The following is a 26,421-nucleotide window of genomic DNA, read 5'->3' on the forward strand; positions in this document are numbered from 1 at the left end:
GAGTGCTTCCATGGAAAATCGCTACGGAACCCTGGCTTCCTGGGTCTACGACCTGGACAAGCCCATCGGCCGCTCGTTCGGCGACATCGAATTCTATGCGCAGCGGCTGCGCGACTGCCGTGGGCCGATCCTGGAACCGGCGGTGGGCAACGGCCGGGTGCTGCTCCCGCTGTTGCAGGAGGGCCTGGAGGTGCTGGGCTTCGATGCCTCGGAGGAGATGCTGGAGCGTTGTGACGCGCATGCCCGGCACCTGGGGCTGAGCCCGTCGCTGAGCCGGCAGCGTTTCGAAAGCTTCGCCTACGAGCAGCGCTTTGCCGCGATAGTCGTGCCCGCCGGGTCCTTCCAACTGATCACCGATTTCGCCCAGGCGCGTGCCGTGTTGCGTCGTTTCCGCGAGCACCTGCTGGCTGACGGCCGGCTGATTCTCGACCTGGACCCCTGCGGCGCGCTGATCCGCAACGAGGGTGGCATCCGCAGTTGGATGGTGTCCGACGACGAGTGGCTGACGCTGACCGAACAGCCGCTGGAGACCGACTTCGTGAACCAGACCAGGCACAGCTACCTGCGCTACGAGCACTGGCGCCAGGGCCGACTGGTGAGTGCCGAACTGGAGCGTTTCAGCCTGCGCTGGTGGGGCGTCGCGGAGTTCGAGCTGTTGCTCCGCCAGGAAGGTTTCGGCGACATCCGCGTCTTTGCGGACTACCAGCCCGACCAGGCGCCGACCAAGGACAGCGGCATGATCGGTTTCGAGGCCCGGCGCTTCGCCTGAACGTGGCGGAGGCGGCTTCCACGGGGCTTCGCCAGCCGGCATGATTGCACCGATTCGACCACCAAGGAGTCCCATGTTCGAAATCCAACCCATGAGCCCCGAGACCTACCGGCAGCAGACGCGCCGCGCGACGCTGATCGTCGCCGGCCTCTTCGTGGTGCTGGCCATGCTCACGTCCACGTTCAGCGTGCAGGTGTTCGGCGAGCCGGGCGGCGACAACTTCCGCTGGAACCTGATCGGCGTGCTGGCCGGCCTGGTGCTCACCGTCGCCGTGGTGCGCATCAGCCTGTGGCGGCAGGCGTGGATGGCGCCCGCCGTCTATGGCTGGCGGCTCAAGCGCAGCCTGATGCGCGTCACCAACGTCATGCATGACGTCAAGGCCGGGGTCGCCGTCGGCGATCCCAGCGCCATGAAGCTGCTGCGTTTCTACCACCTGGGCGTGACCCAGATGTATCAGTTGGACGGCAACCTGTCCGACCTCAGCCAGATGGTGCGGGAGATCGACCAGCACCGGGAGGCGATGGAGGCGCAGGGGCTGGATATCGAGCAGAACAGGCTCGATCCGGCCTGGCTGGAGGCGGTGAAGCGGTTCGCGAAGAAGTAGCCGCCGGACTTCATCCGCCTGCACGAACGGCCCTCTCTCCCTCCGGGAGAGGGCTGGGGTGAGGGCGCGAAGTCACCGGCTTCCCCGGATTTCATCCGGGCTACAGTCGGTTCTTACGGGCAATGCCGCGCGACGGCTTCGGCCAGGTCGGCCGCCAGCCAGGCTCCCGGCGCCTGTTGCTCGTCGCCCGGGCGATACTTGCCGGTGCGCACCAGACAGGCGTGCAGACCGGCGTCCAGCGCGCCACGGACATCCGCCACCACGTCGTCGCCGATCATCAGTGCGTTGCCGGCAGCCACGCCGAGATCGTTCAGCGCGGCGGCGAAGAACGCCTTGTCGGGCTTGCCGAGCACCCGCGCGGTGCAGCCCGCCGCGTATTCGAGGGCGCGCACGAAGGGGCCGGCGTCCAGGTGCAGGGCGCCGGCGCTGTGGAAGTAGCGGTTGTCGCCCATGCAGATCAGCGGCGCGCCCTCGACCAGCAACTGGAAGGCGCGGTCCAGGTGGGGGTAGTCGAAGCGCGACCCCGCATCGCCGAGCACCACGGCATCGGGCTCAGGCTGGTCGAGCAGGTCGGCGAACTCTTCCTCGAGGTCCGGGTGGATCAGGCAATAGGGGCGCAGCATGCGTTCCCGCACATGGCGCAGCACGGCCTGCGGCGCGCTGAAGATCTGTTCGACGCCCACCTCGAAGCCCATCCCGGCCAGCTTCCGGTGGATGGCCGAGCGGCCCTGGCGCGAGGTGTTGGTGAGCAGGCGCAGGGGATAGCCCTTGTCCTGTAGCGTGCGCACCGCCGCCACGGCGCCGGGCAGGGGCTGGCCGTCCTCGTGGAGCACTCCGCTGATGTCGAGCAGTACCGCTTGCAGCATGGTTTCGCCCTCCCGCGCTGGGTTCCGGACTCTTTCGGCAATAGCACAGAGTGGCCGGGCCGGCCACCTCCTGGCCGGTTTCCGGACGTCGGGCAGCGCTATCTATAGTGATGGACATGGTCAGCGCCACCTTCCGCTTCTACGAGGAGCTCAACGACTTCCTCCCGCCCGAACGCCGGCGGCGGGCGTTCACCTGCGCCTGCGCTCGCGCGGCGACCACCAAGCACATGATCGAGGCGCTCGGGGTGCCGCATACCGAGGTGGAGCTGGTGCTGGTGAATGGCGAGTCGGTGGGTTTCGACCGGCTGATCGAGGATGGCGACCGGGTCGCCGTCTATCCCAAGTTCGAGGCGCTGGATATCAGTTCGCTGCTGCGGGTACGCGAGCGGCCGTTGCGGGTGACGCGCTTCGTGGCCGACGTGCACCTCGGCGGGCTGGCGCATCTGCTGCGCATGGCCGGGTTCGACACGCTGTACGAGACGGGCTTCGACGACGCGCGGATCGCCGCGCTGGGCGCCGATGAAGGGCGCATCGTGCTGACCCGTGACCGCGAACTGCTCAAGCGCCGCACCATCACCCACGGCTGCTATGTGCGTGCGCTGAAGCCGGCATTGCAGTTGCGCGAGTTGTTCGAGCGGCTGGACCTGGCCGGCAGCGCGCGGCCGTTCACCCTGTGTCTGCATTGCAACGTGCCGCTGCGCGAGGTGGACAAGGCGGCGGTGCTCGACCGGCTGCCGCCCAGGGTACGCGTGCTGTACCAGCACTTTCTCACCTGCGACGACTGCCAGCGGGTGTTCTGGGAGGGCTCGCACTGGCGCAGCATGCGCGCCTTGCTCGATCCGTTGCTGGCGGAGCGGGGGGATGGTTAGCCCGGGGCGGCGGGGGAGTGAGGTTTTTGGATCCCCGCGTGCGCGGGGATGACGATGCCTCAGGCAGTGCGAGAGGCGAGGATATCGTGGTGCTCAACTCGCCCTACGGAGGTCGTCAGTGCTGGTCGGGTTTGGCGGCGGGCTTCGGGGCGACTTTCGCCACGTACAGGCTTTCGACCTTTTCCCGGGCCCATGGCGTCTTGCGCAGGAACTTCAGGCTCGACTCGACGCTCGGGTCGCTCTGGAAGCAGCGGATCGGGATCAACCGGCCCAGCCGCTCCCAGCCATAGTGGGCGACCAGGGCCTCGACGATGGCCTTGAGGGTGATACCGTGCAGCGGGTCTTTCGGGGGGGGACTGGTCATCGGGAGGGCTCGGGCAATGGACGGGCAATTATCGACCAGAAGCCTGCCCCGCGTCGTGTTTGCTGCCGTGGCCGGGGGCGTTATCGGCTAGAATCCCCACCTCGCAACGAGGTGGACGAATATGGCTCTGGTGGGGCGTTACAACAGTTTGCAGGTGGTCAAGAAGGCCGATTTCGGCTTGTACCTGGATGGCGGGGCCGATGGCGAAATCCTCCTGCCCAATCGCTACGTGCCGAAGGACGTGCCCTGCGAGGTCGACGACTGGCTCAACGTGTTCGTCTACCTCGACAGCGACGACCGCCTGATCGCCACCACCGAGCAACCCAAGGTGCAGGTGGGCGAGTTCGCCAGCCTCAAGGTGGCGGAGATCAACAACTTCGGCATCTTCCTCGACTGGGGCTTGCCCAAGGACCTGCTGCTGCCGTTCTCCGAGGAGAAGCGTGAGCTCAAGGTCGGCGATTACTGCGTGGTGCACGTCTACCTGGACAAGCACACCAAGCGCATCGTCGCCACCGCTCGGCTGGACCGCTACCTGGACAAGACCCCGCACCACTACAAGGTCGGCCAGGCGGTGGAGTTCCTTGCCGCGGAGCGCTCGCCGATGGGAGTCAAGGTGATCCTCGACAACCAGCACTGGGCGCTGGTGCACAAGAACGAGCTGTTCAAGCCGCTGCGCCTGGGCTTCCGTGGCCAGGGCTACATCCGCGAGGTGCGCCCGGACGGCAAGATCAGCCTGAGCCTGCAACCGGTCGGCCGGCAGGCGGCCGATGCGCTGGGCGAGAACATCCTGCAGCAGTTGCGCGACAACCATGGCGTGCTGTTCGTCAGCGACAAGAGCGACCCGGCGGAGATCAGCCACCGCTTCGGCGTCAGCAAGGGCAATTTCAAGAAGGCGATCGGCGGGCTGTTCAAGCAGGGGCTGATCGTCATCCACGATGACCGTATCGAGCTGAAGCCCTAGGCCGAGTCCGATCTCCGGCTCGCTCCTACGAAAGCGGCGCCCCCTACGGGCCGACGACCATCAATCGCGTCGGGGAATCCCCAGGCCGCGCTCCACTGCCGGACGCGCCAGGAACTGCGCCAGCACCCGCTGCACGTTGGCGAAGCGCTCGAACTGCACCAGTTCGCCGGCCTCGTAGAAACCGACCAGGTTGCGCACCCACGGGAAGGTGGCGATGTCGGCGATGCCGTACTCGTCGCCCATGATCCACTGGCGGTCTTGCAGGCGCTGGTCGAGCACGCCGAGCAGGCGCCTGGATTCGTCGACGTAGCGGTCGCGCGGGCGTTTGTCCTCGTAGTCCCGGCCGGCGAACTTGTGGAAGAAACCGAGCTGGCCGAACATCGGGCCGATGCCGCCCATCTGGAACATCAGCCACTGGATGGTCTCGTAGCGGGCGGCGGCGTCCTTCGGCAGCAGCCGGCCGGTCTTTTCCGCCAGGTAGATGAGGATCGCGCCGGACTCGAACAGCGCCAGCGGCTCGCCATTCGGGCCATCGGGGTCGAGGATGGCGGGGATCTTGTTGTTCGGGCTGAGGGAGAGGAATTCCGGGGAGAACTGGTCGTTGCGTTCGAAGCTGACCAGGTGCGGCTCGTAGGGCAGGCCGATCTCTTCCAGCATGATCGATACCTTGACGCCGTTGGGCGTGGGCAGCGAGTAGAGTTGCAGGCGGTCGGGCTGGGTGGCGGGCCATTTGCGCGTGATGGGGAAGCGGGACAGATCCGGCATGACGACTCCAGGGATTTGACGAAAGGAGCAGGATAGCCGCTCCGCCCGGCGGCGACATCCGTGCCGGAAGCCGGTATGGTTTGCCCCACTCAGTCAACCGGACACGGAGAATCCCATGAGCCTGCACGGCACCTACGACCCGCAGAACATCTTCGCCCAGATCATCAAGGGCGACGCGCCCTGCTACAAGCTGTACGAGGACGACGACGTGCTCGCCTTCCTCGATCTGTTCCCGCAGTCCTACGGCCACACGCTGGTGATCCCCAAGCACGCCCAGGCGCGCAACCTGCTGGAGATCGACCCGGACAACCTGTGCAAGATGATGCTGGTGGTGCAGAAGCTCACCGGCGCGATCGTCGAGGAGTTGCAGCCGGACGGGGTCCAGGTGGCGCAGTTCAATGGCGCGCCGGCCGGACAGACGGTGTTCCACATCCACGTGCACATCGTCCCGCGCTTCGCCGGCGAGGGGCTGGGCATCCACGCCGCCAACAAGGGCGATCCGGTCGAGCTGGAGAAGCTGCAGGCGCGGCTGGTGCGGCGGATCAACGGGTGAGGTGAGGTTGGGTATTGGGTCCCCGCGTTCGCGAGGACGACGAGGGTGGGCCAGTGCCCGGCGCTTCTCCCGTCATCCCCGCGAACGCGGGGACCCAGAAGACCCGAACCCCCACACACTCGCCAGCGACGGCCGAAGCCCCGTCCGACTGAAACTTTTATTGAAAATCACTGTCTTGCCTAGCCGCACGGGGAGTCCTTATAGTCCGCCGGCATTTCAGCGACCCATCTTGCTGTGCGCGCGGATGGCGAGATGGGTTTTTCATCGGGATGGTGAGAGACCATGATCGACATAAGAAATCTAACGAAGCGTTTCGCTCAGCACACCGCGGTGGACAACCTGTCCTTCCGTGTTCAGGAGGGGGAGGTGCTGGGGTTTCTCGGCCCGAACGGCGCCGGCAAGTCCACCACCATGAAGATGCTCACCGGGTTCCTGGCACCGACTTCCGGTACCGCCAGCATCCTCGGTTTCGACATCCAGACCCAGACCCTCAAGGCCCAGCGGCAGATCGGCTACCTGCCGGAAGGCGCGCCCTGCTATGGCGACATGACGGTCCGTGGCTTCCTCGACTTCATCGCCGAGGTGCGCGGTTTCCGGGGCGCCGAGAAGCGGCAGCGGGTCGGCAGGGCGGTCGAGCAGGTGGAACTGGAGAACGTCCTCGGCCAGTCCATCGAAACCCTGTCCAAGGGCTTCAAGCGCCGCGTCGGCCTGGCCCAGGCGATTCTCCACGATCCCAAGGTGCTGATCCTCGACGAACCCACCGACGGCCTCGATCCCAACCAGAAGCACCAGGTGCGCGGGCTGATCCAGAGTCTGGCCAAGGACAAGATCGTCATCATCTCCACCCACATCCTCGAAGAAGTCAGCGCGGTGTGCAGCCGCGCGGTGGTGATCGCCCACGGCCGCCTGCTGGCCGACGGCACGCCGTTCGAGCTGGAAAGCCGCTCGCGCTACCACCAGGCGGTGACCCTGGTCGGCAGCGAGGCGCTGGACCAGGCCGCGCTGAGCGCACTGCCCGGTGTCGCCGGCGTGGAGGTCAACGAACTGGAGCACAGCCTGACCGTGCTGGCACAGCCCGGCCAGGTGATCTTCCCGCAGGTCAGCGCGCTGATCGGTGAGCGCGGCTGGAAGGTGAAGGAGCTGAACGTGGAGCGCGGCCGCCTCGACGAGGTGTTCCGCAGCCTGACCCGGGGGGAGATGGTATGAAGCAGTTGCCGGTGGTCTTCAAGCGCGAGCTGGCGAGCTACTTCGCCACGCCGCTCGCCTATGTGTTCATCCTGATCTTCCTGGTGCTGTCCGGGGTGTTCACCTTCTACCTGGGCGGTTTCTACGAGAGCAACCAGGCGGATCTGGCGCCGTTCTTCAACTTCCATCCCTGGCTCTACCTGTTCCTGGTGCCGGCCATCGCCATGCGCCTGTGGGCCGAGGAGCGCAAGTCCGGCTCCATCGAGCTGCTGATGACCCTGCCGATCACCCGCGCCGAAGCGGTGCTCGGCAAGTTCCTCGCCGCCTGGGTGTTCGCCGGCATCGCCCTGCTGCTGACCTTCCCGATGGTGATCACGGTCAACTACCTGGGCGAGCCGGACAACGGCGCCATCGTCACCGGCTACATCGGTAGCTGGCTGCTGGCCGGCTCCTACCTGGCGATCGGCTCGTGCATGTCGGCGCTGGCCAAGAACCAGGTGATCGCCTTCATCCTCGCGGTGAGCATGTGCTTCCTGTTCATCGTCAGCGGCTTCCCGATGGTGCTCGACGGCCTGGGCTGGGCGCCGCAGTGGCTGAGCGACGCCGTGGCCTCGCTGAGCTTCCTGACCCGCTTCGACGCGATCAGCAAGGGCGTGATCGACCTGCGCGACCTGCTCTATTTCATCAGCCTGATCGCCGCCTGGCTGGCCGCCACCGCCGTGGTGGTCGACCTGAAGAAAGCCGACTGAGGATGCCCGCATGAAGAAGTTGATGTATTCCAGCGCCGGGCTGCTTCTGATCGCCCTGGCGTTTCTCGCGTTCAACATGTTCTCCAGCCTGGTGCTCACCGATGCGCGCCTGGACCTGACCGAGCAGAAGCTCTACACCATCTCCGACGGCACCAGGAAGATCCTTGGCGAGCTGGACGAGCCGATCAACCTGTACTTCTTCTACTCCGACAAGGCCACCAAGGACATCGTCCAACTGCGCAACTACGCCAGGCGCGTGGAGGAGATGCTCAAGGCCTATGCGCGCGAGGCGGACGGCAAGATCAAGCTGCGGATCATCGACCCCGAGCCGTTCTCCGAGGACGAGGACCGCGCCGCCGAGTTCGGCCTGCAGGCGGTGCCGCTCAACCAGAGCGGCGACCAGGTGTACTTCGGCCTGGCCGGCACCAACAGCGTCGATACCACCCAGGTGATCCCGTTCTTCCCGCTCGACCACGAGGAGTTCCTCGAATACGACATCAGCCGCCTGGTGCAGAGCCTGGCCAAGCCGGAACTGCCGGTGGTCGGGGTGATCTCGACCCTGCAGATCAATGGCGGCTTCGACATGGCCACCCAGCAGCCGACCTCGCCGTGGATGGTGATGGAAGACCTGCGCCAGCAGTTCAAGGTCGAGAGCCTGCAAGCCAACGTCGACCGGATTCCCGACAAGGTCTCCGTGCTGCTGCTGGTGCACCCGAAGAACCTGCCGGAACAGACCCTGTACGCCATCGACCAGTTCGTCCTGCGTGGCGGCAAGCTGCTGACCTTCGTCGACCCGCTCAGCGAGGCCGACCACAGCATGCCGATGCCGGGCGAGATGGGCGGCGCCGACAAGGCTTCCGACCTCGAACCGCTGTTCAAGGCCTGGGGCCTGCGCCTGGTGCCGGGCAAGGTGCTCGGCGACGGTTCCTATGCCATGGCGGTGAGCACCGGCCAGGGCCAGCGTCCGGTGCGCCACGTCGCCTGGCTGAACCTGCCGAGGAACGCCATCGACCAGAGCGACGTGAGCACCGCCGGCCTGGAGAACATCACCCTGGCCACCGCCGGCATCCTCGAGCAGGTGGAAGGGGCGAAGACCACCTTCGTCCCGCTGATCCAGAGCTCCGAGTACGCCATGCCGTTCGACGCCTCGCGCTTCGCCGTGTTGCAGAACCCCGAGCCGCTGATGCGCGAGCTGCAACCCACCGGTGAACGCTACGCCGCCGCCGCGCGCATCAGCGGACCGGCCCGGAGCGCTTTCCCCGACGGCATCGAAGGCCACAAGGACGGCCTCAAGGAAGCGGACAACATCAACGTGATCGTGGTCGCCGACACCGACATGCTCACCGACCGCATGTGGGTGCAGGTGCAGGAGCTGTTCGGCCAGCGCATCCCGCAGCCCTGGGCCGACAACGGCAGCTTCGCGATCAACGCCCTGGACAACCTGTCCGGCTCCGACGCGCTGATCAGCGTGCGTTCGCGCGGCCGCTTCAGCCGCCCGTTCACCGTGGTCGAGGCGATCCAGCGCGATGCCGAGGTGCAGTTCCGCGAGAAGGAAGAAGCCCTGCAAGCCCGCCTGAGCGAGACCGAGCAGAAGCTCGCCGAGCTGCAACAGCAGCAGGACCCGAGCAAGGTGCAGGAGCTGACTCCCGAACAGCAGGCCGCCGTGCAGCAGTTCATCCTCGAGCGGGTCAAGCTGCGCAAGGAACTGCGCGAAGTGCGCTACCAGCTCAATGCCGACATCGAAGCGCTGGGGCGCACCCTGAAACTCGCCAATATCGTGTTGGTGCCGCTGTTGCTGACCCTGGGCGCGCTCGCCCTGGGGATGTGGCGCCGACGTCGTAGTGCCTGAGGGAGGATCGATTGATGGGACGCAAATCGCTGTCGTTGCTGGCGCTGCTGATCCTGGTTCTGGGCGGTGCCTATTTCTGGCTGCAGCGTCCGGCACCGGTGAGCACCGAGCGCGAGCCGTTGCTGCCGGCCTTGCAGGGGCGGGTCGCCGAGGTGGCCGGCATCGAGGTGGCGGGTCCCGGCCAGCCGCTGGTGCGCCTGGCGCGCAAGGAGCAGACCTGGGTGATGCCGGCCAAGGCCGACTACCCGGCGGAGCCCGGCGCCGTCGGTTCGCTGCTGCGCGCCCTGGTGGAGGCGCGCAAGGTCGAGGCCAAGACCAGCAACCCGCAGTTGCACGGGCAGTTGGGCCTGGCCGAACAGGGCGAGCAACAGGCCACTCGCGTCAAGCTCGAACTGCCCGGCAACCAGTTGCTCACCGTGCTGGTCGGCAAGCCGGCGCAGCAGGGGAGCGGTCAGTTCGTGCGGCTGGCGGACGACAACCAGGCGTGGTTGATCGACAAGTCGATCGATCTGCCGCTGGACGAGCTGCAATGGCTGGACCGCCGGGTCGCTGCCATTCCCTTCGAGAGCGTCCAGCAGGTCGAGGTGCGCTACGCCAATGGCGAGACCCTGACGGTCTACCGCGACAAGGCCGAGGAGCCCAACTTCCAGGTCAAGCAACTGCCGGCCGGCAAGAAACCGCCCTACGAGGCGGCGGCCAACGGCATGGCCACGCTGTTCGGCCGCCTGGACTTCGCCGATGCGGCACCGCTGGACCAGGTGAAGTTCAAGGAACCGGCTGCGCTGCGCTATGAGTTGCGCACTTTCGATGGCGGCAGCCTGAGGGGAGCGTTGTACGAGCAGGGCGAACAGTACTGGCTGACCCTGGCCGAGCGCGACAAGCTCGCCGACGAGGTCCTGCCGGGCAAGGCCGACTGGGCCTATCGCGTCGAGCAGCACCAGTACCGGGCCCTGGGCACGGCACTCAAGGAAGTGCTGGCAAAGAAATGAACACTTGTAAAGGCACAGATGACGGCTATTGCAGGCTTTTCGGAAAAAGTCCTTTGCACTTTCGTGCTTGCTTTATACACTCCGGACTCGCTGGTTCTTAATAACGTTGCGCGATTATCAGTACGTGCTGAAGTCGGTTAAGCGTTTTACCGAGCCGTCGATACCTCGAAAGAGGCAATAATAAAATGCGAGTTGGAGAGAGTTGTAATGGCTGATCGTGAGATTGGGACCGTCAAATGGTTCAATGACGCCAAGGGCTATGGCTTCATTCAACGGGAGAGCGGCGCCGACGTATTCGTTCACTACCGGGCTATCCGTGGCGAAGGCCACCGGACCCTGAGCGAAGGCGAGCGTGTCGAGTTCTCCGTGATTGATGGCCAGAAAGGTCCGCAGGCGGAAGACGTCGCACGGGCCTGAGGTCCTGCGAGCAGAAGGCCCGTCAGCGATGGCGGGCCTTTTGTTTTTCCGTCCCGGAATCCGCGCGGTGGGCTGAAGCCCACCGATAGAGTGCCTCTGTCTGTGCGTATCAACCGGTACGCCAGACGATCTCTTCCTCGCCGGCCGCGCTGACCCTGATCCAGCGGTCGGCCTCGTCCTCGCCTTCCTCTTCCTGCCAACCGCCGGGCGCGCAGCGTATCTCCACGCCGAGGGCGGCGAACGCCGCGTGGGCGCAGGCCAGGTCGTCGGCCCAGGGCGTGTTGGGGCTGTCCAGGTAGAGACTGTTCCAGCTACCCACCGCCTTCGGCAGCCAGGTCAGCGGAATGGGGCCGGCGGCGCTGTCGATCTCGCACTTGAAGGTCTGGCCCTTCTGGCGCCACTCCGTGCAGGGGCCAAGGGTCTGGCTGAGCCAGCGGATAACCGCATCGCGGTCGGCGTCCTTGAGGTAGATCTCGATATCCGGTTGGCGCATGGCAGGGTTCCTGTCACGGGATTGGAAGTGTCATCCCCGCGAAGGCGGGGGCCAGAAAGGGGGGCGAACCCACAGGCTCCGTCAGCCGAGTTGCAACCAATCGTAGCGTACCGCCACGCTGACCTCTAATGGCCGCTCGATCACCGCCGCGCGGCGTTCGGCGCTGGCCCGCCAGCCGTGCGGGGTCATCGCCAGCAGGTCGGCGCGGGCGGTGGGATCGTCCAATCGCAGCTTGAAGCTCAGTGTCTCGCTGTGGGCCAGTTCCACGCCGGCCGGCAACTGCGCCAGGTGTTTTTCGTCATCGTAGTCGCGCACCTCGTCGTAGAGCCGTTCGCGCAGTTCGATCAGGTGCTCGCGGGTGGGGCCGACACGCAGCACGCCGCCGCCGGCCGGCAGCAGGCGCACGGCCTCGGTCCAGTCCAGCGGGCTGAACACGCTGGCCAGAAACTGGCAACTGGCGTCGGCCAGCGGGATGCGCGCCATGCTCGCCACCAGCCAGGTCAGTTGTGGCGCACGCTTGCAGGCGCGCTTGACCGCCTCGCGGGAGATGTCCAGGGCATAGCCGTCGGCCCCGGGCAGCGCTTCGGCGATCCGCGCGGTGTAGTAGCCCTCGCCACAGCCGATATCCAGCCAGTTGCGCGGCGCCCGTTCGGCGGCCAGTTCGGCCAGCCGCCGGGCGATCGGCGCGTAGTGGCCGGCGTCGAGGAAACGCCGCCGAGCCTCGACCATTGCCTGGTTGTCGCCTGGGTCGCGGCTCTTCTTGTGCTGCACCGGCAGCAGGTTGAGGTAGCCCTGGCGGGCGCGGTCGAAGCGGTGGTTGGCCGGGCAGCCGACGCCGTTGTCGAGTGGGCTCAGCGGCTGCTGGCAGAGCGGGCAGATGAGCATCAGGCGAGCAGCCTTTCCAGGGTCTGCTGGTAGATGTCGGTCAGCAGGTCGAGGTCGCTGGCCAGCACGCGTTCGTCGACCTGGTGGATGGTGGCGTTGACCGGCCCCAGCTCCACGACTTGCGTCCCCAGTGTGGCGATGAAGCGGCCGTCCGAGGTGCCGCCGGAGGTCGAGGGCGTGGTTTCGCGCCCGGTGACCGAGCGGATGCTGGCGGCCACCGCGTCGAGCAGTTCGCCCGGTTCGGTGAGGAACGGCAGGCCGGACAGCGCCCAGTTCAGCTCGTAATCCAGGCCGTGCTTGTCGAGGATCGTCGCGACCCGTTGCTTCAGGCCTTCGACCGTCGACTCGGTGGAGAAGCGGAAGTTGAACACCGCCACCAGTTCGCCGGGGATCACGTTGGTCGCGCCGGTGCCGGCGTTGAGGTTGGAGATCTGGAAGCTGGTCGGCGGGAAGAAGGCGTTGCCCTCGTCCCAGTGCTCGGCGGCCAGTTCGGCCAGCGCCGGGGCCGCCAGGTGGATGGGGTTCCTGGCCAGGTGCGGGTAGGCCACGTGGCCCTGTTTGCCGCGCACGATGAGGGTGCAGCCGAGCGAGCCGCGGCGGCCGTTCTTGACGATGTCGCCGAGCAGCGTGGTGCTCGACGGTTCGCCGACGATGCACCAGTCCAGTCGCTCGCCGCGCGCGCGCAGGCGTTCGACCACCGCCTTGGTGCCGTGCTGGGCCGGTCCTTCCTCGTCGCTGGTGATCAGGAAGGCGATGGCGCCCTTGTGGTCGGGGTGCTTGGCGACGAAGCGCTCGACGGCGATGATCATCGCCGCCAGGCTGCCTTTCATGTCCGCCGCGCCGCGTCCGCAGAGCATGCCCTGGTCGTCGATCTGCGCCTCGAACGGCTGGTGCTGCCAGGCCGAATGGGGGCCGGTGGGCACCACGTCGGTGTGGCCGGCGAAGCACAGCACCGGGCCTTCGCCACCACGGATCGCCCAGAAGTTGTCCACTTCCTCGATACGCATCGGCTCGACACGGAAGCCCAGCGCAGCCAGGCGGCGCATCATCAGCTCCTGGCAGCCTTCGTCCAGCGGGGTCACGGACGGGCGGCGGATAAGGTCGCAGGCGAGCTCGAGGGTGGGGGAGAGGGTGGGCATGACGGTTTTTCCGAAAAAGCAGATCGAAGGGCGGCCAATCTTAAAGGAAAAAGGCCGGTAAGAGCGCTGGAAGCTGAAGGCTGGACGAACGAGCAGTGTGGAATTTTACGGGTGCCTTCCAGGCTCCTCGTCTGCTTTTGTAGGAGCCAGCTTGCTGGCGATGCTTTGGCGTTGCCGGGTATCGCGCGCATGGCGCGCTCCTACAACAGGACTCCGTCGTAGGAGCGGTCCATGGCCGCGAAAAAAGGTTGACGTAGAAGGTGGCTGTCCAGCCTCCACCCGTCAGCCCACCGGCACCTCGTCGCCCTCGGGGGCTTCCACTGGCTTGGGCAGCGACGACAGCAGCGCCATGATCAGTGCGGCCAGGTAGGGCAGCGATTGCACCAGCAGCATGCCCACCCAGAACTTCACGTCGGCGCTGGGGAGGCCCTGGACCAGGCCGATACCCAGTGCCGCGCCCCATAGCAGGAGCATGATGAACACTTCCTCGCGGGCTTCCGCCAGGGCCATCAGCAGGCCGTGGTTGTTGGCCATCTTCGGTGTGCGGAAGAATGGGATGGTCTTGGTGAACGTGCCGTACAGCACCGCCTTGGCGATGGTGTGCGACAGCGCGAGACCGGCCACCGCCGCCTGGAACGAGCGCTTGAGGTCGACGCCGACCGCCCGCTGGTAGAGGAACATGATCTTGCCGAACTTGAAGAAGAACAGCGCCAGCGGCGGGATGGCGAAGATCAGCAGCGGCGGGTCGACCCGCTGCGGCACGATGATCATCGCCGCCGACCAGAGCAGCGCGCCGAGGGTGAAGAAGATGTTCAGGCCGTCGGCGATCCACGGCAGCCAGCCGGCGATGAAGTGGTAGCGCTGGCCGGGCTTGAGCTCGGAGCCCTTGCCGAGGAACAGGCTGCGCGCGTGGCCCTTCATGATCTGGATGGCGCCGTAGGCCCAGCGGAAGCGCTGCTTCTTGTAGTCGATGAAGGTATCCGGCATCAGCCCACGGCCGAAGCTGTGGTGGGCGTAGGCGGCGGCGTAGCCCTTCTCGAACACCCGCAGGCCCAGTTCGGCGTCCTCGCAGATGGTCCAGTCGGCCCACTTGAGTTCGTCCATCACGCTGCGGCGGATCATGGTCATGGTGCCGTGCTGGATGATCGCGTTGCGGTCGTTGCGGGTCACCATGCCGATGTGGAAGAAGCCCTTGTACTCGGCGTAGCAGAGCTTCTTGAAGGTGTTCTCGTCGCCGTCGCGGTAGTCCTGCGGCGACTGCACCACGGCGATCTTCGGATCGGCGAAGTGCGGCACCATGTATTTCAGCCAGTTGCGGTCGACGCAGTAGTCGGAGTCGATCACCGCCACCACTTCGGCGTCCGGCGCGGTGTGCGGCAGGATGTAGTTCAGCGCGCCGCCCTTGAAGCCGGCCAGCGGGGCGACGTGGAAGAACCGGAAGCGCGGCCCGAGCTGTTCGCAGTACTCGCGCACCGGTTCCCAGACCGCCGGGTCCTTGGTGTTGTTGTCGATGATCAGGACTTCGTAGTCCGGGTAATCCAGGTTGGCCAGGGCGTCGAGGGTCTGCTTCACCATCTCCGGCGGCTCGTTGTAGCAGGGCACGTGGATCGACACCTTGGGCCGGTACGCCTGGTCGGCCAGCACTGGCTGGAACGGCCGGCGGCGATTGCGCACCCAGGCTGTCTCGGCCAGCTCGTGGGCCTCGGTGAGCAGCACGATGAACACGCCGAGGGCACCGACGCCGAGCAGCGCGCCGACGGTCAGGCTGAACCAGGTGCTGTACTGCTGGCTGTAGTCGTAGGCGATCCACACCAGCGCCGAGCCGCCGGCGAAGGCGACGAAGGTCAGGAAGGTGCGGCCGCGCTGGCGCAGCGAGCTGCCATCGATCATCAGCAGGGTCAGGGCGAGCAGGCCGAGGACTACCGACAGCACCGCCAGCACGCGCCATTGCGGGATCGCCACCACCGGCCCCTCGAAGGCGAACTTCTGCTGGCGCTCGGCGTCGTAGACGCCCCAGTAGGCGCCCACCGAACCTTCCTCGGAGGCTTTCCAGGGCTGGTCGAAGGCTTCGATGACGAAGTAGCTGTAGCCCTTGGCGTTCAGCTCGTGCAGCAGGGTGCGCAGGTAGATGGCCTGGTCGGCCTGGGAGGCATCGGCGCCGCCGCGCATGCGCCCGTTGCTCGGCCAGCCGACCTCGGAGAGCAGCAGCGGCTTCTTGGGGAACTGCTTGCGCAGGTCGCGGGCGCGGTCGAGGACGAACTGGGTGGCGGCTTCCATCGGTACGAACTCCCAGTAGGGCAGCACGTGGGCGGCGATCAGGTCGACGTGCTGGGCCAGTTCCGGGTATTCCTGCCAGATGTGCCACTGCTCGGAGGTGGTGACCGGCACCTTGACGGCGTCGCGCACCCGGTCGAGGTACTGGATCAGTTTCTCGACGGTTATCTCGCGGCGGAACAGCGCCTCGTTGCCGACCACCACGCGCACCACGCTGCGGGTGGTATTGGCGATCTCTATGGCCTTGGCGATCTCGCGCTCGTTGCGCTCCTCGTCCGGGCTGATCCAGATGCCCAGGGTCACGCGCAGGCCGAACTCCTCGGCCAGGCGCGGGATGTCGGCCAGGCTGTTTTCCACCGAGTAGGTGCGGATGTTGTCGGTCTGCCGGCTGACCAGTTCCAGGTCCGCGAGGATCTGCTCGTCGCTGGGGTACTGGTTCTCCTGCGGGTTCTGGTCGAGGCGGAACGGCGAGAAGGAGAAGCCGGAAATCTGTTCGGGCCAGTCGGGGGCGCTGACCGGGCGGTTGACCAGGGCCCAGAGGCCGGTGAACAGCGCGGCGACCGCCACGAATACCACGAGATTGAGTCCGAATTTACGCGAGGGCATGGGGGCTCGGAGTTCGATGCGTGCAGCGGAGGGAGAGAGGTGCCAGCGGCGGCTGGACGGCGCAGCATGCTACTCCTGCCCCCGATGACTGTACAGGTCCAGGGTTTTGGTCAGCGGCGGGGCGTGGAAGTTCGGTTCGTTGGTGTTGAAAGACGGGGCCGGCGGCTTCTCCCTTGTCCTTGTAGCCCGGAGTTTCAGGCCGATCCGAACGGCTCCCTCTCCCATTTATGGGAGAGGGCTGGGGAGAGGGAGCAGAGTCGAGGTCTGGCACGACCTTTCCACCGACACCAACTTCGCCCCTCACCCTGCCCTCTCCCGGAGGGAGAGGGTTCTATTCGCGTCGCCTGCAACCATGTAGCCCGGATGAAGTCCGGGGAAACCGATAGTCCTGCGTCCCGGATTTCATCCGGGCTACAAGGCACGCGCTGCCTGCCCCCTCTGATATCTACAAGGCATTCAGCAGAATCCGCTCGCAACTCTCCAGGTCGAGGTCGGCCTGTTCGCCGAGGGCGGTCAGGCCGCGGCGTTCCAGTTGGGCCAGCACCTGGGGGACCGTCTCGGCGCCGAGGCCGTGTTCGCTGAGGCGGATCGGCACGCGCAGGCGTCGGAAGAAGTCGCGGGTGGCGTTGAGTGCCGTGTCGATACGGATATCCGCCTCGCCGCGATTGAAGCCCCAGACCCGCTCGGCGTATTGCAGCAGCTTGTCGCGCTTGGCGGCGCGCCGTTCGTGCAGCAGCGCCGGCAGGATCACCGCCATCGCCTGGGCATGGTCGATGTGGTAGAGCGTCGCCAGTTCCTGGCCGAGGTGATGGGTGGACCAGTCCTGGGGGACGCCGCAGCCGTGCAGGCCGTTCATCGCCTGGTTGGCGCAGAGCATCAGGTTGGCGCGCACCGTGTAGTCCTCGGGTTCGGCCAGGGCCTTGGGGCCTTCCTCGATCAGGGTGCGCAGCAGGCTTTCGGCATAGCGGTCCTGCAGCGGCGCGTCGGCGGGGAAGGTCAGGTACTGCTCGAGGGTGTGCACGAAGGCATCGACCACCCCGTTGCCGATCTGCCGGGGCGGCAGGCTGAAGGTGCTGCGTGGGTCGAGGATGGCGAACCGTGGGATCAGCAGTGGGCTGGAGAAGCGCAGTTTCTCCTGGCGTCCGGCATGGCTGACCACGCCCCGGCCGTTGCTTTCCGAGCCGGTGGCCGCCAGGGTCAGCACGCAGCCGAGGGGCACGGCGGCGTCGATCGACCGGCCGGTGAGCAGGTCGAGTGGGTCGCCGGAATAGGGCAGGGCGGCGGCGAGGAACTTGCTGCCGTCGATCACCGAACCGCCACCGACCGCGAGGATGAAGTCGCAGCCGCTGTCGCGGGCCATGGCCAGGGCGCGGAGCAGGGTGTCGAACTGCGGATTGGCCTCGATGCCGGAAAAGCGCTGGATGTGATGGCCGGCCAGGGCGGCTTCCACTTCGTCCCACACGCCGTTCTGGAAGATGCTGCCGCCGCCGATGGTGACCAGCACCCGGCTGCCGGGCGGAACCTCCTCGCTCAGCCTGGCGATCTGCCCGGCACCGAAATGCAGCCGGGTGGGGTTGTAGAAGGTGAAATTGCGCATGCCCACCTCCAGCGGCCTGGTTGGCCGATATCGTCGCCCCCTCCACTGCAAGCTCCTATAATGCGCGCCCACAGGCCAGACAGGGAGCCCCCATCATGCAGATCGACGAACAGCGCTTTGGCGGCATCGCCCGCCTTTATGGCCGCGTCGGCCTGGAGCGCCTGGCCGCGGCGCACGTCGCGGTGGTCGGCATCGGCGGCGTCGGCTCCTGGGCAGCCGAGGCGCTGGCGCGCAGCGGGGTTGGCGAGATTTCCCTGTTCGACCTCGACGACGTGTGCATCACCAACACCAACCGGCAGATCCACGCCCTGGACGGCGCGGTCGGCCAGGCCAAGGTCGAGGCGATGGCCGCGCGCATCCGTGCCATCAACCCGGCCTGCACGGTGCATGCGGTGGCCGACTTCGTGACCCGCGAGAGCATGGCCGAGTACATCACCGAGCAGCTCGACGCGGTGATCGACTGCATCGACAGCGTCACCGCCAAGGCCGCGCTGATCGCCTGGTGCAAGCGGCGCAAGATCCAGGTCGTCACCACCGGCGGCGCCGGCGGGCAGATCGACCCGACACAGATCCAGGTCGCCGACCTCAACAAGACCTTCAACGACCCGCTGGCCGCCAAGGTGCGTTCGCTGCTGCGCCGCGACTACGGCTTCTCGCGGACCCCCGGGCGCACCTACAGCGTGCCCTGCGTGTTCTCCACCGAGCAGTTGCGCTATCCCAAGCCGGACGGCTCGGTGTGCCAGGCCAAGGGATTCGTCGGCGAAGGCGTGAAGCTCGACTGCGCCGGCGGCTTCGGCGCGGTGATGATGGTCACCGCCAGTTTCGGCATGGCCGCCGCAGCGAAGATCGTCGACAAACTGGTGGCCGGCGCGCGGCGGCCGGCGGAGCGGCGCGCCGTTTCGGATTGACATTCCCGGCGGGCTTTTCTACGGTGCCCGGCGATATCCGATCAGGTGCCCCATGACCACTAGCGAAGATCGCATCAAGCTCGAGCCGGGCTGGAAGGAAGCCTTGCGCGAGGAGTTCGACAAGCCCTACATGCGCGAACTGCGCGCCTTCCTGCTGCGCGAGAAGGCCGCCGGCAAGGTGATCTACCCGCCGGGACCGCTGATCTTCAACGCGCTGAATTCCACGCCGCTGGACCGCGTCAAGGTGGTGATCATCGGCCAGGATCCCTACCACGGCCCCGGCCAGGCCCACGGCCTGTGCTTCTCGGTGCAGCCGGGCGTGCCGGTGCCGCCGTCGCTGCAGAACATCTACAAGGAACTCAAGCGCGACCTGAACATCGACCCGCCGAACCACGGCTACCTGCAGCACTGGGCCGACCAGGGCGTGCTGCTGCTCAACACCTCGCTGACCGTCGAGCAGGCGCGCGCGGGGTCGCATGCCGGGGCCGGCTGGCAGCAGTTCACCGACCGGGTGATCGAGGTGGTCAGCGAGCGTTGCCCGCATCTGGTCTTCCTGCTCTGGGGCTCCCACGCGCAGAGCAAGCAGCGCCTGATCGACCCGACCAAGCACCTGATCCTGCGCTCGCCGCATCCGTCGCCGCTGTCCGCGCACCGTGGCTATATCGGCAACGGTCATTTCGGACGGACCAACAAGTACCTCGTCCAGCACGGCATGGAGCCGATCGACTGGAGCCTGCCCGCCGATCCTGGCGTGCGGCCCCTGGAGGCGGCGGTCAGCGAGCCGTCGTGACCTCCTGATCCTGGGCCGGCTCCGCGCAGCTCAGGCCCTGCAGGTCGTCGCGCAGTTCCGCGAGGCGGGTGGCCAGGCGGTTGCGCTGGGCCTCGCTGGCGCCGTTGAACAGGTCGGCGAGCAGGGAGGCCAGGTCGCTCCGGCTGTCCAGGAAGGAGCGGCGATATTCTTCCGTCCAGATGCTTTCCGGCTCCTGCAAGAGGCGCGCGATGCGCTGTGGGAAGCCGTCGTCCGCGCGCGAGGCCAGAACGGTCAGCAGGCTTTGCTGCCAGTGCCGGCGATTGTCCAGCCAGAGTTGCGTGCGGGCGTTCATGGCGGTCGCCCAGACCTGGATGCGTGCCCGCTGCTGCGGACTGAGGCGGCCCAGCCAGGGGCGCAGGCGCTGCTCCATGCGCTTGCCGCGCTGGGCGATCTGCCGCTCCGGCGACGGCGCCAGGTATTTCTTGTGCAGCTCGCGCAGGTTCTCGTCGAAGCGCCTGGCCATCCCGGCGATCTGCCGGTCGCTGAGCTGGCGCAGCAGTTCGACGGCGGACGGGGTGATGTGTTCGGCGATGGCCAGCAGGTCGGCATCGATGTCGTCGAAACGGGCTTCGAACTCTTCGGGAAGCAGCGACGGGCGTTCCGCCAGGCGGCGTTGTTCGTCGAGCCATTCGACATAACGGGGCAACTGGGTCGTGCAGTGCCAGGCGAGATCGTCCTGCAGGCGCGCCCGCATCCAGTTCTTCTGCTCGCCGCTCAGCTCCAGGTAGTCGTCGACCCACCAGAGGGCCAGGCGATCGAGATTGCGGTAGGCCAGGTCGACACGGCTGCAGGAGCCCAGCAGCAAGGCCAGCAGTACGAACAGGGCGATGCGGGGGACGCTGGCGAACATGACGATTCCCTCCTTGCGAAACGCTTGGCCACCGGCCGCGCGGTGGGGAAACGCGGCCGGCGGATGGGGTCAGCCGGCCTTGAAGAACGCCAGCTTGTTGCCGTCCGGGTCGCGCACGTAGGCGCCGTAGAAGGTCGGCAGGCGTGCGCCCGGAGCGCCTTCGTCGGTCGCGCCGAGGGCCAGCGCCCTGGCGTGCAGTTCGTCGACCTGCTCCTTGGAGTCGGCCGCCAGGGCCACCATGGTGCCGTTGCCGGAGGTGGCCGGCTGGCCGTCATAGGGCAGGCAGATACCGAACATCGGCTTCCCGGGGGCGTTGCCGTAGAGCGCCAGGCGGCCCATGTCCACCACTATCCTGGCGCCGAGCGGGGCGAGCAGTTCGCCGTAGAACGCCTTGGCCTTGTCCATGTCGTGGGTGCCGATCGTCACATAGCCAATCATTGTTGTCGTGCTCCAGTCCTGTGGGAGGTTGCCGGGCGCGTGGCGCCCGTATCCCGAGCTTGGGCGAAGCCGGCGGTACTGTCGAGTATGGCGTGATCCGCTATTCCCGGCCGGGGGAAAGGCGCTGCCAGAGACGGAACAGCGGTTCGGCGAGGAACATCACCAGGAACAGGCGCAGGACCTGCACGGCGGTGACCAGCGCCACCGAGAGTTGCAGGGCCTCGGCGGTCAGGCACAGCTCGGTGATGCCGCCGGGCATCATGCCGAGCATCAGCGCGCCGCGATCCGCGTCGGCCAGCCAGCCGAGCGCCGTGGCCAGCGCGGCGGCGACGAGCATGGCCAGAAGGGTGAACAGCAGTACGCGGCCGAGAAAGGCCGGCGCGCGACGAAAGAAGGGGCGGTCGAAGTGGCAGCCCAGCGAGCAGCCGATCAGCCACTGGCCCAGCGCCCCGAGGGTGGGCGGCAGGCCGAGTTGCAGGTCGAAACCGGCGCTGGCCGCCGCGCACAGGGCCAGCGGGCCGAGCATCCAGGGGTTGGGCTGGCCGAAGCGGCGCCACAGCAGCGCCAGGACGGCACCGCCGGGTAGCAGCACGGCGAGCCAGTGCCAGTCCACCGCCGCCGGCCGGGGCGCCTCCACTGGCGGCAGGCCCCAACTGAACAGCGCCGGCACGATCAGCACCACCAGCAGCAGGCGCATGCTGTGCGCGGCCGCCACTTGGTCCGGCTGCGCGGCGTGGCGGCGGGCCAGGTTGACCATCTCGCTGGCGCCGCCGGGCAGGCTGGCGAAGTAGGCGGTGGCGCGGTCGACGCCACCCCGGCGCAGCACTGCGATGCCGATCAGGCCGAGCAGCAGGGTGCCGAGGGCGGCGAACAGGATCAGCAGGAAATGGCCGGACACCTGTTCCAGCACCGGACCGCTGAAGTGCAGGCCGATGCCGCTGGCCACCAGCCACTGGCCGGTCTGGCGGCCGCCGGGCAGCTCACCCAGCCGCCAGCCGGCGCAGCGCACCAGGATCACCGCCAGCAGGGAGCCGAGCAGCCAGGGCAGTGGCCACCCTGCCAGGCTGGCCAGGTAGCCGCCGAGCGCGCCGACCAGCGGCGTGGCCAGCCGTTCAGGCATTACCGGTCATGGCCTGCTCGCGGGCCTGCTTGCCGCGGGCCCGCCAGGCACGCCAGAAGGGCAGGGCGACCATCAGCGCGATCAGGGTCCAGACGCCCCAGGTGATCGGACTGGCGAACAGGATGCCGAGGTCGCCGTTGGAGATCGACAGGGCGCGGCGCAGGTTCTGTTCCATCAGCCCGCCGAGGATGAAGCCGAGCAGGATGGCCGACAGCGGGAAGTCCATCTTGCGCAGCAGGTAGCCGAAGATGCCGATGGCGATCATCAGGAACAGGTCGAAGGTGGTGGCGTGCACCGCGTAGACGCCTATCGCGGTGACGATGGCGATGGCCGGCACCAGCGCCCAGTAGGGCACGGCGAGGATGCGGGTGAACACCTTGATCATCGGCACGTTCATCACGATCAGCATGATGTTGGCGATGAACAGCGAGGCGATCAGGCCCCAGACGATGTCCGGCTGGTTCTGGAACAGCAGCGGGCCGGGGGTGATGTTGTACAGGGTCAGGGCGCCGAGCATCACGGCGGTGGTGCCGGAACCGGGCACGCCGAGGGTCAGCATCGGCACCATGGAGCCGCAGGCCGAGGCGCTGTTGGCGGTTTCCGGGGCGGCCAGGCCGCGCAGGTCGCCCTTGCCGAACTGGTTGTCCTTGTGCGCCAGGCGCTTCTCGCTCATGTAGGCCACGGCGCTGGCCAGGGTGGCGCCGGCGCCGGGCAGGATGCCCAGGCCGAAGCCGAGGGCGCCGCTGCGCAGGTTGGTGGCCAGCACCGAGGCGCCTTCCTTGAGGTTGAACAGCATGCGGCCGCTGGCTTGGATGGCCTTCTGGCCGTGGTGGGTGCGTTCCAGCAGCACGAGGATCTCGCTGATCGAGAACAGGCCGAGCACCAGCACCACGAACTGGATGCCGTCGGCCAGGCCCAGGCTGCCGAAGGTGAAGCGGTACACGCCGCTGTTGGAGTCGATGCCGACGCAGGACAGGAACAGGCCGAGCAGCGCGGCGATGGCGGTCTTCAGCGGCTTGTTGCCGGCCATGCCGGCCAGGCAGGTGATGGCGAAGACCATCAGCACGAAGTATTCCGCCGGCCCGAAGGCCACCGCCCATCTGGCCAGCAGCGGGGCGAACAGGACCACGCCGATGGTGGCGATCAGGCCGCCGACGAAGGAGCTCCAGGCGGAGATCGACAGGGCCACGCCGGCCTTGCCTTGGCGCGCCAGGGGATAGCCGTCGAGGGTGGTCATCACGGCGGAGGCTTCGCCGGGGATGTTCAGCAGGATGGAAGAGATGCGCCCGCCGTACTCGCAGCCGAGGTAGACGGCGGCGAGCAGGATCAGCGCGGTTTCCGGCGGCAGGCCGAGGGCGAAGGCCACCGGGATCAGCAGCGCCACGCCGTTGATCGGGCCGAGGCCGGGCAGCAGGCCGACGACGGTGCCGATCAGGGTGCCGCACAAGGCGGTGAGCAGGTTGTAGGGGCTCAGGGCGACGCCGAAGCCCTGGCCGAGATAGCTGAGGGTTTCCATGGATCAGTTCTCCAGGGCCGAGAGGATGCCGAGCGGCAGGGGGACGTCGAGGGCTTTGTCGAACAGCAGGTAGAGACCGATGGCGAGCGCCACGCCGGCCACCAGGCTGGGCAGCCAGCGGCCGTCGTAGAGACGCGACATGGCGATGCCGAAGAGCAGGCTGGCGGGAATGAAGCCGAGTATCTCGAACAGCCCGGCGTAGGCCAGCATGAACACCAGGCAGATCACCACCTTGCGGATCACCGCCGCCGACAGCGGCAGTTCCTCGCCATGGCCTTCCGCGGCGGCCGGCTGCTTGAACATCAGGTAGAGCAGGCCGGCGCCGAGCAGGCCCAGCAACAGAATGGGATAGGCGCGCGGTCCGACCGGCTCGTAGGAGAAGGGGGCATGGTAGTCCCAGGCGATCACGCCCAGGCCGATGCAGGCGAGCAGCAGCGCGCCGGCGAACAGACGTTGGTACATGGCGGGTTCCTCGCGGGTCCCCCTCGGGGAGGGGGACGGATGGTGCGGTCGGTTGGGATCGTCAGCCGGAGGCTTACTGGCTCAGGCCGAACTCCTGGGCCAACTGCTTGTACTGGCCGACCTGCTGCTTGACGTAGGCGTCCAGCTCGTCGCCGGTCAGGGCGAAGGGATAGAGCTCGCGCTGCTCGCGCAACCTGGCGAACTCATCGGAGGCCAGCAACTGGTCGAAGGCGCTCTTCCACCAGGCATAGGCTTCGTCGCTGACCTTCGGGCCTACGTAGAAGCCGCGGATCACCGGCCAGACGACGTCGTAGCCCTGTTCCTTGGCGGTGGGGATGTCGGCCACGGCGGAGCTGGACAGGCGCTCCTCGGAGAGCACCGCGAGGATGCGCATGTCGCCGCTTTCGATATGCGGCACCGAGTCGGAGATATCGGTACTGGCGACCTGTATGTGCCCGCCGAGCAGCGCGGTGGCCAGTTCGCCGCCACCTTCCATGGCCACGTAGCGCAGCTTGCCCGGCTCGATGCCGGCGGCGCGGGCCACCAGCGCGGTCTGCATCCAGTCCTGGCTGCCGACCGTGCCGCCGGAACCGATCACCACCTTGCCGGGATCGGCCTTGATCGCGGCGACCAGGTCGTCGAGGGTCTTGTAGGGCGAGTCGCTGCGCACGGCGATGGCGCCGTAGCTGGTGCCGATCGCGGCCAGCCACTTCACCGCGTTCTCGTCGAAGCGGCCGAATTTGCCCTGCGCCAGGTTGAGCAGCGAGCCGCTGGAAAAGGCGGTGATGGTCCCGGCATCCGCCGGGCGCTGGGCGACCACCGCGTTGTAGGCCACCGCGCCGACGCCGCCGGGCATGTAGGTGACGCGCATGGGCGACTTGAGCAGCTTGCTGTCGACCAGCGCGCTCTGCGCCAGCTTGCAGGTCAGATCGAAGCCGCCACCGGGGGCGGCCGGGGCGATGCATTCGGGGCGCTTGGGCTCGGCCAGCAACTGGCTGGAGAGGAGCAGGCCGGAGGCCAGCAGTACGGTACGGGACAGGGCGGATTTCATCATCGATCTCCTGTGAGTTCTTATTGTGGCTTACCAGATCGGCAGGGAGTAGCCGACGATCAAGCGGTTCTCGTCCGCGTCGCGGGCGAAGTTGGAGCGGAAGGAGGCGTTGCGCAGGCGTACGTAGAGGTCCTTGAGCGGACCGCTCTGCACCACGTACTTGAACTCGATGTCGCGTTCCCACTCGCGGCCTTCCTTGTCGCTGCCGGCCACCTCGGCGTTGTCGCCGTGGATGTAGCGGGTGAGGAAGGTCAGGCCCGGCACGCCGAGACGGGCGAAGTCGAAGTCGTAGCGAGCCTGCCAGGAACGCTCGTCGGCGTTGGCGAAGTCGTTGATCTGCACGAAGTTGACCAGGAACGGATCGCTGCCATCGAGGTAGGCGAAGCCGGTGTCGCCGCTCATGTGCTGGTAGCCGAGGCTCAGCTTGTGGCCGGCCTGGGCGTAGCCGAGCATGCCGTTGAAGGCGCGGTTGTCCACCTTGCCGGCCCTGGCCGCGCCGCTGTCGTCGCTGATCGACAGACGCAGGTCGGCGCTGAAGGTGCCGTCGCCCAGCGGCTGGTTGGCGAGCAGGCCGACGAAGTGCTGGCGGTAGACGTCGTCCAGGTCGGCGAAGTAGTAGCGTCCGGTCAGGCCCTTGGCGAACTTGTAGTCGAGGCCGGCGAGGTCGAGGTGGTCGCCCTGCACGCCGCCGGGGAAGCGCCGGTTCTTGGCGTTGAGGACAAGGTCCTCGGAGTTGGTCGAGGCACGGTCGATCACCTTGTCCAGGCGCCCGCCGAGGAGGCTGAGCCCTTCGATCTCGCCGGAGGTCACCAGGGCTCCTTCGAACACCTGCGGCAACAGGCGGCTCTCGCTGGCCTTGACCACCGGCAGTTCGGGAATGTGCGAGCCGTAGCGCAGTTCGGTGGCGGAGACCTTGATCTTGGCGGTCAGGCCCAGGCGGCTGAATTCGTCCGGGGTGCCGCCGTCGTCCTGAACCGGCAGCAGGTCGGTGCCGGTGCGGCCGCCGCCGGAGTCCAGCTTGACGCCGAGCATGCCGAGGGCGTCGACGCCGAAGCCGACCGTACCTTCGGTGTAGCCGGAGCGGATGTCGAGCAGGAAGCCTTGGCCCCACTCTTCCCGCTTGCTCTGGCCAGGGTCTTCGCGGAAGTCGCGGTTCAGGTAGATGTTGTGGGTGTGCAGCGTGGCGCTGCTGTCCGCCAGGAAGTCGGCCTGGGCAACGGGCACGATGGCGGCGGCGAGTGTAGCGAGGGTGGCGCGGTGAATAGGCGCCAGGGACTGGCGATTGGCAGTCTGCATCGATGTTGGTCTCCATTCTTGTTTTTGTCGCGCCG

27 protein-coding genes are annotated in these 26,421 nt (G+C 67.1%); 12 read left to right on the forward strand and 15 right to left on the reverse strand.

The genetic code is table 11. The features are described 5' to 3' along the window. The first annotated feature begins 10 nt into the window (after window positions 1–10). The gene (locus PSEWESI4_RS16935; protein WP_187672387.1) at window positions 11–769 is read left to right on the forward strand and encodes a class I SAM-dependent methyltransferase; all 759 of its coding nucleotides are present in this window, start codon (window positions 11–13) and stop codon (window positions 767–769) included. 73 nt (window positions 770–842) lie between these two features. Next, entirely contained in the window at window positions 843–1,373 is a 531-nt protein-coding gene (locus PSEWESI4_RS16940) for a DUF3087 domain-containing protein (protein ID WP_187672388.1), read from the forward strand. A 113-nt stretch (window positions 1,374–1,486) separates the two neighbouring features. Here the strand turns inward: PSEWESI4_RS16940 and PSEWESI4_RS16945 are convergent, their stop codons facing one another. After that, window positions 1,487–2,239 (reverse strand): TIGR01458 family HAD-type hydrolase, encoded by a 753-nt coding sequence (locus PSEWESI4_RS16945; RefSeq protein ID WP_187672389.1) that lies wholly within the window; start codon window positions 2,237–2,239, stop codon window positions 1,487–1,489. A 116-nt stretch (window positions 2,240–2,355) separates the two neighbouring features. Between PSEWESI4_RS16945 and PSEWESI4_RS16950 the strand changes: the two genes are divergently transcribed. After that, window positions 2,356–3,108 carry a Mut7-C RNAse domain-containing protein gene (locus tag PSEWESI4_RS16950; RefSeq protein ID WP_187672390.1) on the forward strand — a complete coding sequence of 251 codons (753 nt, stop codon included), beginning with the start codon at window positions 2,356–2,358 and terminating at the stop codon, window positions 3,106–3,108. Between the two features lie 115 nt (window positions 3,109–3,223). Here PSEWESI4_RS16950 and PSEWESI4_RS16955 read toward each other — a convergent pair whose 3' ends face one another. Next, a complete protein-coding gene (locus PSEWESI4_RS16955) occupies window positions 3,224–3,472 on the reverse strand; it encodes a VF530 family protein (RefSeq protein WP_187672391.1) in 249 nt (82 codons plus the stop codon). A 121-nt stretch (window positions 3,473–3,593) separates the two neighbouring features. Here PSEWESI4_RS16955 and PSEWESI4_RS16960 point away from each other — a divergent pair, with 121 nt between their 5' ends. After that, window positions 3,594–4,433 (forward strand): CvfB family protein, encoded by an 840-nt coding sequence (locus tag PSEWESI4_RS16960; RefSeq protein ID WP_187672392.1) that lies wholly within the window; start codon window positions 3,594–3,596, stop codon window positions 4,431–4,433. A 60-nt stretch (window positions 4,434–4,493) separates the two neighbouring features. Here the strand turns inward: PSEWESI4_RS16960 and PSEWESI4_RS16965 are convergent, their stop codons facing one another. Next, the gene (locus PSEWESI4_RS16965; RefSeq protein WP_187672393.1) at window positions 4,494–5,198 is read right to left on the reverse strand and encodes a glutathione S-transferase N-terminal domain-containing protein; all 705 of its coding nucleotides are present in this window, start codon (window positions 5,196–5,198) and stop codon (window positions 4,494–4,496) included. A 115-nt stretch (window positions 5,199–5,313) separates the two neighbouring features. Between PSEWESI4_RS16965 and PSEWESI4_RS16970 the strand changes: the two genes are divergently transcribed. From PSEWESI4_RS16970 to PSEWESI4_RS16995, 6 genes are all read left to right on the forward strand, one after another. Beyond that, window positions 5,314–5,751: an HIT family protein gene (locus PSEWESI4_RS16970; protein ID WP_187672394.1), complete on the forward strand. Its 438-nt coding sequence runs from the start codon at window positions 5,314–5,316 to the stop codon at window positions 5,749–5,751. Between the two features lie 282 nt (window positions 5,752–6,033). Beyond that, entirely contained in the window at window positions 6,034–6,957 is a 924-nt protein-coding gene (locus tag PSEWESI4_RS16975) for an ABC transporter ATP-binding protein (RefSeq protein ID WP_187672395.1), read from the forward strand. Beyond that, window positions 6,954–7,685, forward strand: coding sequence for an ABC transporter permease subunit (locus PSEWESI4_RS16980; protein ID WP_187672396.1), 732 nt, complete (start codon window positions 6,954–6,956; stop codon window positions 7,683–7,685). The genes PSEWESI4_RS16975 and PSEWESI4_RS16980 overlap by 4 nt, the downstream gene beginning before the upstream one ends. A gap of 10 nt (window positions 7,686–7,695) precedes the next feature. Beyond that, a complete protein-coding gene (locus PSEWESI4_RS16985) occupies window positions 7,696–9,534 on the forward strand; it encodes a Gldg family protein (RefSeq protein ID WP_187672397.1) in 1,839 nt (612 codons plus the stop codon). A gap of 14 nt (window positions 9,535–9,548) precedes the next feature. Beyond that, window positions 9,549–10,523, forward strand: a complete 975-nt coding sequence (locus PSEWESI4_RS16990) for a DUF4340 domain-containing protein (RefSeq protein ID WP_187672398.1) — start codon at window positions 9,549–9,551, stop codon at window positions 10,521–10,523. Between the two features lie 207 nt (window positions 10,524–10,730). After that, window positions 10,731–10,940 (forward strand): cold shock domain-containing protein, encoded by a 210-nt coding sequence (locus PSEWESI4_RS16995; RefSeq protein WP_187672399.1) that lies wholly within the window; start codon window positions 10,731–10,733, stop codon window positions 10,938–10,940. A 109-nt stretch (window positions 10,941–11,049) separates the two neighbouring features. Here PSEWESI4_RS16995 and PSEWESI4_RS17000 read toward each other — a convergent pair whose 3' ends face one another. From PSEWESI4_RS17000 to PSEWESI4_RS17020, 5 genes are all read right to left on the reverse strand, one after another. Next, entirely contained in the window at window positions 11,050–11,433 is a 384-nt protein-coding gene (locus PSEWESI4_RS17000) for a hypothetical protein (protein ID WP_187672400.1), read from the reverse strand. Window positions 11,434–11,514: 81 nt separating this feature from the next. Next, window positions 11,515–12,318, reverse strand: coding sequence for a putative RNA methyltransferase (locus PSEWESI4_RS17005; protein WP_187672401.1), 804 nt, complete (start codon window positions 12,316–12,318; stop codon window positions 11,515–11,517). After that, window positions 12,318–13,457 carry a succinyl-diaminopimelate desuccinylase gene (gene dapE / locus PSEWESI4_RS17010; protein ID WP_187672402.1) on the reverse strand — a complete coding sequence of 380 codons (1,140 nt, stop codon included), beginning with the start codon at window positions 13,455–13,457 and terminating at the stop codon, window positions 12,318–12,320. The genes PSEWESI4_RS17005 and dapE overlap by 1 nt, the downstream gene beginning before the upstream one ends. A gap of 282 nt (window positions 13,458–13,739) precedes the next feature. After that, window positions 13,740–16,337, reverse strand: a complete 2,598-nt coding sequence (locus PSEWESI4_RS17015; protein WP_187672403.1) for a glycosyltransferase — start codon at window positions 16,335–16,337, stop codon at window positions 13,740–13,742. A 445-nt stretch (window positions 16,338–16,782) separates the two neighbouring features. Next, complete coding sequence (locus tag PSEWESI4_RS17020; protein ID WP_187672404.1) at window positions 16,783–17,934, reverse strand: iron-containing alcohol dehydrogenase; 1,152 nt, start codon at window positions 17,932–17,934, stop codon at window positions 16,783–16,785. A gap of 95 nt (window positions 17,935–18,029) precedes the next feature. Between PSEWESI4_RS17020 and tcdA the strand changes: the two genes are divergently transcribed. Both tcdA and ung read left to right on the forward strand, forming a co-directional pair. Further along, a complete protein-coding gene (tcdA, locus tag PSEWESI4_RS17025; protein WP_187672405.1) occupies window positions 18,030–18,842 on the forward strand; it encodes a tRNA cyclic N6-threonylcarbamoyladenosine(37) synthase TcdA in 813 nt (270 codons plus the stop codon). A gap of 52 nt (window positions 18,843–18,894) precedes the next feature. Beyond that, entirely contained in the window at window positions 18,895–19,632 is a 738-nt protein-coding gene (gene ung, locus PSEWESI4_RS17030) for a uracil-DNA glycosylase (protein WP_187672406.1), read from the forward strand. Here ung and PSEWESI4_RS17035 read toward each other — a convergent pair. The 7 genes from PSEWESI4_RS17035 to PSEWESI4_RS17065 all read right to left on the reverse strand — a co-directional run bounded on the left by PSEWESI4_RS17035 (window position 19,616) and on the right by PSEWESI4_RS17065 (window position 26,386). After that, the gene (locus PSEWESI4_RS17035) at window positions 19,616–20,503 is read right to left on the reverse strand and encodes a DUF6279 family lipoprotein (RefSeq protein WP_187672407.1); all 888 of its coding nucleotides are present in this window, start codon (window positions 20,501–20,503) and stop codon (window positions 19,616–19,618) included. The genes ung and PSEWESI4_RS17035 overlap by 17 nt on opposite strands. Before the next feature lie 69 nt (window positions 20,504–20,572). Continuing rightward, complete coding sequence (locus PSEWESI4_RS17040) at window positions 20,573–20,941, reverse strand: VOC family protein (protein ID WP_187672408.1); 369 nt, start codon at window positions 20,939–20,941, stop codon at window positions 20,573–20,575. A 100-nt stretch (window positions 20,942–21,041) separates the two neighbouring features. Then, a complete protein-coding gene (locus PSEWESI4_RS17045; RefSeq protein WP_187672409.1) occupies window positions 21,042–22,061 on the reverse strand; it encodes an AbrB family transcriptional regulator in 1,020 nt (339 codons plus the stop codon). Then, on the reverse strand, window positions 22,054–23,577 hold the full coding sequence (locus tag PSEWESI4_RS17050) for a tripartite tricarboxylate transporter permease (RefSeq protein ID WP_187672410.1): 1,524 nt from the start codon (window positions 23,575–23,577) through the stop codon (window positions 22,054–22,056). The genes PSEWESI4_RS17045 and PSEWESI4_RS17050 overlap by 8 nt, the downstream gene beginning before the upstream one ends. Window positions 23,578–23,580: 3 nt before the next feature. Further along, a complete protein-coding gene (locus PSEWESI4_RS17055) occupies window positions 23,581–24,039 on the reverse strand; it encodes a tripartite tricarboxylate transporter TctB family protein (protein WP_187672411.1) in 459 nt (152 codons plus the stop codon). Between the two features lie 73 nt (window positions 24,040–24,112). After that, a complete protein-coding gene (locus PSEWESI4_RS17060; protein WP_187672412.1) occupies window positions 24,113–25,090 on the reverse strand; it encodes a tripartite tricarboxylate transporter substrate binding protein in 978 nt (325 codons plus the stop codon). A gap of 30 nt (window positions 25,091–25,120) precedes the next feature. Beyond that, the gene (locus PSEWESI4_RS17065; RefSeq protein WP_187672413.1) at window positions 25,121–26,386 is read right to left on the reverse strand and encodes an OprD family porin; all 1,266 of its coding nucleotides are present in this window, start codon (window positions 26,384–26,386) and stop codon (window positions 25,121–25,123) included. Window positions 26,387–26,421: the final 35 nt, after the last annotated feature.

Origin of the sequence: Zestomonas carbonaria, assembly GCF_904061905.1 — a bacterium.
GTDB lineage: Bacteria > Pseudomonadota > Gammaproteobacteria > Pseudomonadales > Pseudomonadaceae > Aquipseudomonas > Aquipseudomonas carbonaria.

Bases quoted from the DNA above. Each gene is read 5' to 3' on its own strand.
- PSEWESI4_RS17065 (WP_187672413.1), bottom strand. From the start codon at position 26,386: ATGCAGACTGCCAATCGCCAGTCCCTGGCGCCTATTCACCGCGCCACC.
- PSEWESI4_RS16975 (WP_187672395.1), top strand. From the start codon at position 6,034: ATGATCGACATAAGAAATCTAACGAAGCGTTTCGCTCAGCACACCGCG.
- tcdA (WP_187672405.1), top strand. From the start codon at position 18,030: ATGCAGATCGACGAACAGCGCTTTGGCGGCATCGCCCGCCTTTATGGC.
- ung (WP_187672406.1), top strand. From the start codon at position 18,895: ATGACCACTAGCGAAGATCGCATCAAGCTCGAGCCGGGCTGGAAGGAA.
- dapE (WP_187672402.1), bottom strand. From the start codon at position 13,457: ATGCCCACCCTCTCCCCCACCCTCGAGCTCGCCTGCGACCTTATCCGC.
- PSEWESI4_RS16995 (WP_187672399.1), top strand. From the start codon at position 10,731: ATGGCTGATCGTGAGATTGGGACCGTCAAATGGTTCAATGACGCCAAG.
- PSEWESI4_RS17055 (WP_187672411.1), bottom strand. From the start codon at position 24,039: ATGTACCAACGTCTGTTCGCCGGCGCGCTGCTGCTCGCCTGCATCGGC.
- PSEWESI4_RS16960 (WP_187672392.1), top strand. From the start codon at position 3,594: ATGGCTCTGGTGGGGCGTTACAACAGTTTGCAGGTGGTCAAGAAGGCC.
- PSEWESI4_RS16965 (WP_187672393.1), bottom strand. From the start codon at position 5,198: ATGCCGGATCTGTCCCGCTTCCCCATCACGCGCAAATGGCCCGCCACC.
- PSEWESI4_RS16985 (WP_187672397.1), top strand. From the start codon at position 7,696: ATGAAGAAGTTGATGTATTCCAGCGCCGGGCTGCTTCTGATCGCCCTG.
- PSEWESI4_RS17045 (WP_187672409.1), bottom strand. From the start codon at position 22,061: ATGCCTGAACGGCTGGCCACGCCGCTGGTCGGCGCGCTCGGCGGCTAC.
- PSEWESI4_RS17005 (WP_187672401.1), bottom strand. From the start codon at position 12,318: ATGCTCATCTGCCCGCTCTGCCAGCAGCCGCTGAGCCCACTCGACAAC.
- PSEWESI4_RS16970 (WP_187672394.1), top strand. From the start codon at position 5,314: ATGAGCCTGCACGGCACCTACGACCCGCAGAACATCTTCGCCCAGATC.
- PSEWESI4_RS17035 (WP_187672407.1), bottom strand. From the start codon at position 20,503: ATGTTCGCCAGCGTCCCCCGCATCGCCCTGTTCGTACTGCTGGCCTTG.
- PSEWESI4_RS17040 (WP_187672408.1), bottom strand. From the start codon at position 20,941: ATGATTGGCTATGTGACGATCGGCACCCACGACATGGACAAGGCCAAG.
- PSEWESI4_RS16990 (WP_187672398.1), top strand. From the start codon at position 9,549: ATGGGACGCAAATCGCTGTCGTTGCTGGCGCTGCTGATCCTGGTTCTG.
- PSEWESI4_RS16935 (WP_187672387.1), top strand. From the start codon at position 11: ATGGAAAATCGCTACGGAACCCTGGCTTCCTGGGTCTACGACCTGGAC.
- PSEWESI4_RS17015 (WP_187672403.1), bottom strand. From the start codon at position 16,337: ATGCCCTCGCGTAAATTCGGACTCAATCTCGTGGTATTCGTGGCGGTC.
- PSEWESI4_RS17050 (WP_187672410.1), bottom strand. From the start codon at position 23,577: ATGGAAACCCTCAGCTATCTCGGCCAGGGCTTCGGCGTCGCCCTGAGC.
- PSEWESI4_RS16955 (WP_187672391.1), bottom strand. From the start codon at position 3,472: ATGACCAGTCCCCCCCCGAAAGACCCGCTGCACGGTATCACCCTCAAG.
- PSEWESI4_RS16945 (WP_187672389.1), bottom strand. From the start codon at position 2,239: ATGCTGCAAGCGGTACTGCTCGACATCAGCGGAGTGCTCCACGAGGAC.
- PSEWESI4_RS17020 (WP_187672404.1), bottom strand. From the start codon at position 17,934: ATGCGCAATTTCACCTTCTACAACCCCACCCGGCTGCATTTCGGTGCC.
- PSEWESI4_RS16950 (WP_187672390.1), top strand. From the start codon at position 2,356: ATGGTCAGCGCCACCTTCCGCTTCTACGAGGAGCTCAACGACTTCCTC.
- PSEWESI4_RS16980 (WP_187672396.1), top strand. From the start codon at position 6,954: ATGAAGCAGTTGCCGGTGGTCTTCAAGCGCGAGCTGGCGAGCTACTTC.
- PSEWESI4_RS16940 (WP_187672388.1), top strand. From the start codon at position 843: ATGTTCGAAATCCAACCCATGAGCCCCGAGACCTACCGGCAGCAGACG.
- PSEWESI4_RS17000 (WP_187672400.1), bottom strand. From the start codon at position 11,433: ATGCGCCAACCGGATATCGAGATCTACCTCAAGGACGCCGACCGCGAT.
- PSEWESI4_RS17060 (WP_187672412.1), bottom strand. From the start codon at position 25,090: ATGAAATCCGCCCTGTCCCGTACCGTACTGCTGGCCTCCGGCCTGCTC.